This is a genomic window from Streptomyces sp. NPDC058964, assembly GCF_042741275.1.
Lineage (GTDB): Bacteria > Actinomycetota > Actinomycetes > Streptomycetales > Streptomycetaceae > Streptomyces.
The window spans coordinates 5,920-13,599 of sequence record NZ_JBHYKH010000232.1 but is presented as its reverse complement, the minus strand read 5'-3'; the positions used below and the strand labels follow the sequence as shown (position 1 = coordinate 13,599).

5 protein-coding genes are annotated in these 7,680 nt (G+C 71.8%); 1 reads left to right on the top strand and 4 read right to left on the bottom strand.

Translation table 11 applies throughout. From position 1 onward, the window contains the following. The 4 genes from ACFW2E_RS25980 to ACFW2E_RS25965 all read right to left on the bottom strand — a co-directional run. Positions 1 to 2,070, bottom strand: a 2,070-nt coding sequence (locus ACFW2E_RS25980) for an ArnT family glycosyltransferase (RefSeq protein ID WP_384469485.1), incomplete at its 3' end; no start/stop codon positions are given. Continuing rightward, positions 2,067 to 3,455 carry a glycosyltransferase gene (locus tag ACFW2E_RS25975; protein WP_384469484.1) on the bottom strand — a complete coding sequence of 463 codons (1,389 nt, stop codon included), beginning with the start codon at positions 3,453 to 3,455 and terminating at the stop codon, positions 2,067 to 2,069. The genes ACFW2E_RS25980 and ACFW2E_RS25975, both read right to left, overlap by 4 nt. Positions 3,456 to 3,567: 112 nt before the next feature. Next, positions 3,568 to 4,770 carry an FAD-dependent oxidoreductase gene (locus ACFW2E_RS25970; RefSeq protein ID WP_384469483.1) on the bottom strand — a complete coding sequence of 401 codons (1,203 nt, stop codon included), beginning with the start codon at positions 4,768 to 4,770 and terminating at the stop codon, positions 3,568 to 3,570. A 61-nt stretch (positions 4,771 to 4,831) separates the two neighbouring features. Next, positions 4,832 to 6,079, bottom strand: coding sequence for an ATP-grasp domain-containing protein (locus ACFW2E_RS25965; RefSeq protein ID WP_384469482.1), 1,248 nt, complete (start codon positions 6,077 to 6,079; stop codon positions 4,832 to 4,834). A gap of 236 nt (positions 6,080 to 6,315) precedes the next feature. Between ACFW2E_RS25965 and fahA the strand changes: the two genes are divergently transcribed. Next, positions 6,316 to 7,536, top strand: coding sequence for a fumarylacetoacetase (gene fahA / locus ACFW2E_RS25960; protein WP_384469481.1), 1,221 nt, complete (start codon positions 6,316 to 6,318; stop codon positions 7,534 to 7,536). Positions 7,537 to 7,680 lie beyond the last annotated feature (144 nt).

The window sequence follows — 7,680 nt, the reverse complement described above, 5'->3', positions numbered from 1 at the left end:
CCCTTCCGCCACGTACTTCTTGAACTGGGCCGGCGTCGGGGACGGGTCGGTGCCGTTGAAGCCGCCGATCGCCATCACCGGGTCGCCGGTGGCGAGCTGGTAGCTCGCGGCGTTCTGGGAACCGATGGACGCGGCGACCCAGGTGTACTCCGCCGCATCCGTCTCCAGCAGCTTCTTGGCCTCGGAGGAGACGCCGGCGCCGTTGAGCAGGCCGCCGACGCCACCGCCGCCGCCCATGCCACCGCGGTCCCCGGTCTGACCGCCGCCCGGGAAGCCCTGACCCTGCTGACCCCGCTGACCCTGCTGGTTCTGGCCCGGCATGCCTCCGCCGAAGCCTCCGAGGCCGCCGTTGCCGCCGGCCAGACCGCCACCCGGGAAGCCCTGGCCCTGACCCTGCTGGTTCTGGCCGGGCATGCCACCGGGCATGCCGCCGCCCGCCCCACCGCGCATACCGCCACCGGGACCGCCGCGGCCGCCGCCCAGCATGCTCGCGCCGGCCGGACCGGCCGTGACGATCGAGCCGGTGTGCCCCTCCTGCAGTGTGCTGAGGGTGTACGCCGTCGGTCCGGCCAGCGCGGCGACCAGGCCGGCCGCCGCCGCCCCCAGGGCCAGTCTGCGGGTCACGCGGCCCGCGAAGACGAGACCCAGGGCGGCGACCAGGCCGCCGACCAGGACCAGCCACTTGAGCCAGGGCAGATAGTCGGAGGTGCGGTTGAGCAGGACGTAGCCCCAGGCCGCGGCCGCGACGACCGAGGCGGCGAGCGTGATCGACGCCCATGTCCCGGCGCGCCGCTCCCACAGCAGACCGGCGCCCATGCCGACCACGGCCGCGACGTAGGGGGCGAGGGCGACCGTGTAGTACTGGTGGAAGATGCCCGCCATGTAGCTGAAGACGACCATGGTCATCAGCAGTGAGCCGCCCCAGACCAGGAACGAGCCACGGGTCACCGAGGCCCGGCGGGCCCTTCGGGTGGCCACCAGGCCGGCGGCGAGCAGGATCAGCGCGGCGGGCAGCAGCCAGGAGATCTGACCGCCGATCTCGGAGTTGAACATCCGGTCCCAGCCGGTCTCGCCCCACTGCCCGGTGCCGCCACCGCCGCCACCCCCGCCGACGCCGCCGACGCTGCCGGTCTCGTCGCCGTTGAGACGGCCGAGGCCGTTGTAGCCGAAGGTCAGCTCCAGGAAGGAGTTGTTCTGCGAGCCGCCGACGTACGGGCGCGAGGACGCCGGCCACAGCTCGACGATCGCGACCCACCAGCCGCCGGACACCACCAGCGCGACCGTGGCCAGGGCCAGCTGTCCCAGGCGCTTCCTCAGGTTCACCGGCCCGCAGACGGCGTACACGATCGCCAGCGGCGGCAGGATCAGGAAGGCCTGCAGGGTCTTGGCGAGGAAGGCGAAGCCGATCGCGGCACCGGCCCACACCAGCCACTTGGTGCGGCCGTCCTCCAGGGCCCGGATCACCATGCAGCAGGCGACGGCCATCAGCAGGGCCAGCATCGCGTCCGGGTTGTTGAACCGGAACATCAGCGCCGCGACGGGGGTGAGCGCGAGCACGGCGCCCGCGATCAGCCCGGCCGCCGGGCTGAACCGGCGCCGCACGGCCGCGTACACCACCGCGACCGTCAGGACGCCCATGACGACCTCGGGGACCAGGATCGCCCACGAGTTGAGGCCGAAGACCCGTACCGAGAGCGCCATCGGCCACAGCGAGGCCGGGGGCTTGTCGACGGTGATGGCGTTGCCCGCGTCCAGCGAGCCGAAGAAGAACGCCTTCCAGGACCTGCTGCCGGCCTGGACGGCCGCCGAGTAGAAGGAGTTGGCGTAGCCCGAGGCGCTCAGGTTGTACAGGTAGAGCAGGAAGGTGGCGGCCAGCAGGCCGAGGAAGGCCGGGCGCACCCAGCGCGGGTCCTCGGGGCGGCCGCGCCACAGTCTCCGTACGAAGGGCTGTGCGGGCTCACCGGATCCGGGCTCCGGGGCCGCGGACGGAGCCTGCGCAGGAGCCGTCGGGGGCGGGCCCCACCCGGTGGGACTGCCCTGGTGGATGGTCTGGCCGGTGTGGGTGGTCATCGGGAGTCCCCCGGGTCGGTGTCGTGAGGGCGCGCCTGCTGCAACCGCAGGGTGGCGTCCCTCCAGGTGCCTTCCGCGGCTTCGCCGGCGCGGAACTGGGCGGTCGGGTACGGCGCGTGCTGCGCCGGGCGCTGCGGGAACGGCGTGCCGGGCTGGTACGGGACCGTCGTCGCGCGGGTCGGCGAGGACGGGTTGTGCGTCGCCACGACCGTGGATCCCCCGCCGAAGTCGCGCCGGTCCGGGAACACCCACGCGCGGAAGAGCAGGAAGCGCAGCACGGTGGCCGCGAGGTTGGCGGCGACCAGCACCGCCAGCTCGGTGGAGTGGCCGGGGTCCGCGGTCCCCCCCCCCCCCCCCCCCCGCGAGCCGCTGGTCAGGGCAAGGCCGATACCGAAGACGACCAGGCCCTGCGCCTGGTGCCGTACGGCGCCGCCACGGCCGCGGACCCCGAAGGTCAGCCGCCGGTTGGCCGCCGTGTTCGCCACGGCCGAGACGAGCAGGGCGAGCGCGTTGGCGACCTGCGAGCCGGAGAACTGCCGGAAGCCGCTGTAGAGCAGCAGGTAGAAGAGCGTCGACAGACCGCCGACCACACAGAATCCGACGAGCTGGCGGGCCAGGCCCCCTGGCACGTCCTTGATCTCGCGGTCGCGCGGGTCGTCGCCGAAGGGGCGGGCGATCCGGTCCAGCGGCAGCGAACCCGTGGCCAGGGCCTTGCCCACGCGCCACACCCCCCGGAGGTCCTCGGCCGCCGTCTTCACGATGTGCACGGTGGAATCGGGGTCGTCGACCCAGTCGACGGGAACCTCGTGGATGCGGAGCCCGGCCCGCTCGGCGAGGACCAGCATCTCGGTGTCGAAGAACCAGCCGGTGTCCTCGATGAGCGGCAGCAGGACCTGGGCGACGTCACGACGGATCGCCTTGAAGCCGCACTGCGCGTCGGAGAAGCGGGCCTGCAGCGAGCCGCGCAGGATCAGGTTGTACGAGCGGCTGATGAACTCCCGCTTGGCGCCGCGCACCACGCGCGAACTGCGGGCCAGCCGGGAACCGATCGCCAGGTCGGAATGACCCGAGATCAGCGGCGCCACCAGCGGCAGCAGCGCGTTGAGGTCGGTGGACAGATCGACGTCCATGTAGGCGAGGACCGGGGCGTCCGAGGCGGACCAGACGGTCCGCAGCGCCCGGCCACGGCCCTTCTGCTCCAGCCTGAACGACCTGACCTCGGCGATCTCCGCGTCCAGCCGCGCCGCCACCCGAGGGGTGGTGTCCGTGGAGGCGTTGTCCGCGACGGTGATGCGGAACGCGTACGGGAAGGTGCGCCTGAGGTGCTCGTGCAGTCTGAGCACGCATGGCCGGAGGTCCTTCTCCTCGTTGTAGACGGGGATCACTACGTCCAGGACAGGCGCACCGGCGTGTGGGGCCGGGGGGGGGTCCCCCGCCGGCCCGGGGGGGGGGGGGCGCGCCGCGGGCCCCCCCGCACCCCGGCGCCCCCCCCGGACGTCAGCCGTGCGCCGCCGCCAGGTGCTTCGCCAGCCGCGGCGAGGCGAACTCGGTCCCGCAGACGAAGCGCATCACCGGACCGTAGGACGCGGCGGCCGGGAGGCCGGTGAAGTAGAGGCCGGGGACCGAGGAGACGTAACCGGCGCCGAGCTTCGGGGCGCCGCGGCTCACGATGAGCTGGGTCCTGATTCCATGGCCCAGGAAGTCCATGGCCGCGGTGTCCACGCGATAGCCGGTGGCCGCGATGACGTGGTCGGCGGTGAGCCGGCCGGTGCCGCCCGCGTGGGTGCGGACCGTGAGGACCGGGCTGCCGCCGGAGACGTCCGCGCCCACCACCGCGCCGACCTCGTCGACCTGCACCTTGCCCTCGAAACGGTCGCGCAGCCACCAGGCGCCGAGCGGGCCGAGGACCCGGCGGACCAGGTAGTGGCGGGCCTGGGCCGGAAGGTAGCGGTACGGCTGGGGGTAGTAGCTGAGGGCCCAGAGGGACCAGGCCCGGCCGAAGGGGGACTCCGGGCGCAGCTTCGGCTGGTTCCAGGGCGGGGCGCCGAAGGCGACCCTGCCGTGGCCGCGCGAGACCACCCGCACCTGTGCGCCCGCCTCCGCCGCCAGGGCGGCCGTCTCCAGCGCGGACTGGCCCGCGCCGATGACGATCAGCTCCTTGCCGGCGAAGCGTGTGAGGTCGTGGTGCTGGGAGCTGTGGGACACCGGGCCCGTGGGGGTGGGCCCGTCCGCCGCCGCCTTCGCGAGCTCCGCCGGGAGGTGGGCCAGGCCCGACAGGCCCGTCGCGACCACGACCGCGCGGGCCGTGAACGACTCTCCCGAGTCCAGCTTGAGTTCGAATCCGCCGCTCTTGTTGCGGTCGACCGAGACCACCCGCACCCGTTCCAGCTCGGGCACCAGCTTCTCCTGGAACCACTCGCCGTAGGCGATGAAGGTCTCGACCGGGATGATGTCCTCGTCGGTAACCAGCCGGCGGATGCCGGCCGCGTCGCAGTAGTCGGCGAGCGTGTGACCGCTCTGCGGGCAGTCGAGGCTGGAGGCCGCCGGGGTCGACTTGAGGATCATTCCGGCGGGCATGTGGTCGCGCCAGCTCACCATGGGGTCGCCGAAGACGCGGACGGGGACGCCGCGCGCCCGCAGATGCGCGGCGGTGGACAGGCCGAACGGGCCGGCGCCGATGACTGCTACCGGTTGAATCACGAAGTCCCTCCCCAGGACGTCTTTCCGTCACTTCGTGGTCCGGCTCGGGCGATCGGTTGGACTAGCCGCCCGAACTGGTCGTACTGCCGCGGCGGTTGGTCCGCCACAGCTGATAGAGGTGCTTCGCGCCCGGACGCACGAAGCGGGCGAGCATCGTGAGGAACGGCATGGGGTCGTCACCCGCCAGCCAGGCCAGCTCCGTCCCGCTCGCCCGGGCCGGCGCGTGCGGCGTCGTATAGCCGCTGCGGCGGTAGGCGAGGAGGGCGGGAAGGTCGATGTTCTCCACGATGTAACGGTGACCGGCGCGCTGTTCCCCCTCCGGAACGCTGCGCCCGGTCAGATCCAGATGCATGGCACGTACGACGTCCACCCCCGACTCGTTCTCGAAGAGCCGGAACTGGGCACCCATGCGGGGGTTGAAGTCGAGGAGTTTGTACTGCCCGTCGCGCCGGTCGAAGCGCAGGTCGAGGTCGATGATGCCGCTGAAGCCGGTCTCCTTGATGAAACGCGCGGCGAGGTCCGCGAGTTCCGGGTTGTCGACGACGTACGCGTTGGCCGTCATGCCCGCGTGCGGCGGCCAGGAGCGGACCTTGACGCCGGTGAACATGGCGAGCGGGGTGGAGTCGGCGTCGAAGCAGGCGTGCACGATCCAGTCCTCCGCATCCTCCCTGGGCAGGTACTCCTGGAGGATCACACCGGGGCGCTCGCCCCAGTCACGTGCGAGCGTGAGCAGGCCCTCGCGGGTGGCGATCCTCGTGGTGCCGTTCACGGCGGGCCGTTTGCGTCGTACGAAGGCCTCCCGGTTCTTGGCCACCACCGGGAAGCGGGCCTTCTCGGCGAATTCCACGATCTCGTCGTACGACTGCGGGAAGGCGGCGGACGGGCTGGGGATGCCGTGTTCCACGCACAGTTCGTGCAGCCCCTGCTTGCTGGCCAGGCGGCGCGGCAGGCCGGGGTCGACGCGCGGGAAGAGGAACCGGTCCCCGAGTGCGTCCTGGTGCTCGGCGATCAGGACGGCGGCCTCTTCGTCGGTGGGAATGAGCACGGTGGGGCGGCCGATGCGGTCGCCGATGCGGACAAGTCCCTCCACCAGGTACGCCGGTTCCTCGGCCCCGGTCGTCGGCCAGACGAACGCGCGTTTGAGGTAACGGGAGGAGGCCGCGGGTGTGTAACGGTCCTCGGTGATCGCGTACATCGGCACACCGAGGCGGCCCAGGCTGCGGATCGCGCCGACACCGCCGTGATGCAGCGGGTAGTCGCCGAACTTGACGATCAGGCCCGGCACGTCACGGTCGGCCTCGAAAGGCACGCTGACGGCATTCCTGGCCACGGGTCCCCCCACGTGTCCCCCCTACGGACCGGACCCACCCCGTCCGTGTCCCCCAAAGGACGCTAAGCCGGAATTGACCCCTCCGACAAGGCCTATTCGGACATTGCGAACTCTTTAGACACTGCCCAAGACACGCAACTCAGCCGTAACGTGTGGCGCGACCACATGGAACGTATGGCCATGCAAGGCACCGGATGAGAGTGAGGCAGCACCCCATGCCCCCCTTCGACGTCCCCGAGGGCGACCCTTTCGGCCCGCACAACCTCCCGTACGGCGTGTTCTCGCCCCCCGGCAGCCGGGAGCGGACCGTCGGCGTCCGCCTCGGCGACCACGTGCTCGACGCGGGAGCGGCGGCGCACGCGCTCGGCTCCCCGTACGCCTCCCTGCTCGCACAGCCGACCCTCAACCCGCTGCTGGCCGCGGGCCGCACGGCGTGGTCGGACGTCCGGCGCGCGCTGACGGCATGGGTGACGGTGCCCTCACACCGCGCGGCGATCGAACCGCTGTTCCACCCCCTGTCGTCGGTGACCCTCCACCTGCCCTTCGAGGTCGCCGACTACGTGGACTTCTACGCCTCCGAGAACCACGCCCGTAACGTGGGGCAGATCTTCCGCCCCGACGCGGAGGACTCACTGACCCCCAACTGGAAGCACCTGCCGATCGGATACCACGGGCGTTCCGGCACGGTCGTGGTGTCGGGGACCGACGTCGTACGGCCGTCCGGCCAGCGGAAGGGCCCGAACGACCCGGCACCCGTCTTCGGCCCGTCCGTCCGGCTGGACATCGAGGCCGAGGTCGGCTTCGTGGTGGGCGTGCCGTCGGAGATGGGCAGGCCGGTGGCGCTGGGCGACTTCCGGGACCACGTCTTCGGGCTGTGCCTGCTGAACGACTGGTCGGCGCGGGACGTCCAGGCCTGGGAGTACGTCCCCCTCGGACCGTTCCTCGGCAAGTCCTTCGCCACGTCGGTGTCGGCGTGGATCACCCCGCTGGAGGCCCTGGAGGGGGCGCGGGTGGCGCCGCCGGAGCGTACGCACCCGCTGCTGCCGTATCTGGACGACTCCGCATCCGAGGACGAGCCCGACGGCTACGACCTGCGGATCTCCGTCGCGATCAACGGTCACGTGGTGTCCGAGCCGCCGTTCTCCACCATGTACTGGACGGCCGCGCAGCAGCTGGCGCACATGACGGTGAACGGGGCCTCACTGCGGACCGGTGACCTGTACGGATCGGGGACCGTGAGCGGCCCGGCGGAGCGCGAGCGCGGCTCGCTCCTCGAGCTGACCTGGAACGGGCGGGATCCGCTCGAACTCCCGGACGGCAAGCGGACCTTCCTGGAGGACGGGGACGTCGTGACGCTGTCGGCGTGGGCGCCGGGAGCGGGCGGGATCCGGGTCGGGCTGGGCGAGGTCAGCGGGCGGGTTGTAGCAAGCAGTTGACACAAGTCCCCATGGAAAGCATCTTGTAGTCCAAGCCTGATAAAAAAGGTGTGGTAAATGGGGGGGTTGTTTGGGGGGGGTATCCCATATCCCAAAAGGGTGACGTAACCGGGGGCCACCCAGAGGCGGGGCGACGGGGTGGCG

Excerpts from the sequence above, each read along its gene's own strand:
- fahA (WP_384469481.1), top strand. The coding sequence starts at position 6,316 with ATGCCCCCCTTCGACGTCCCCGAGGGCGACCCTTTCGGCCCGCACAAC.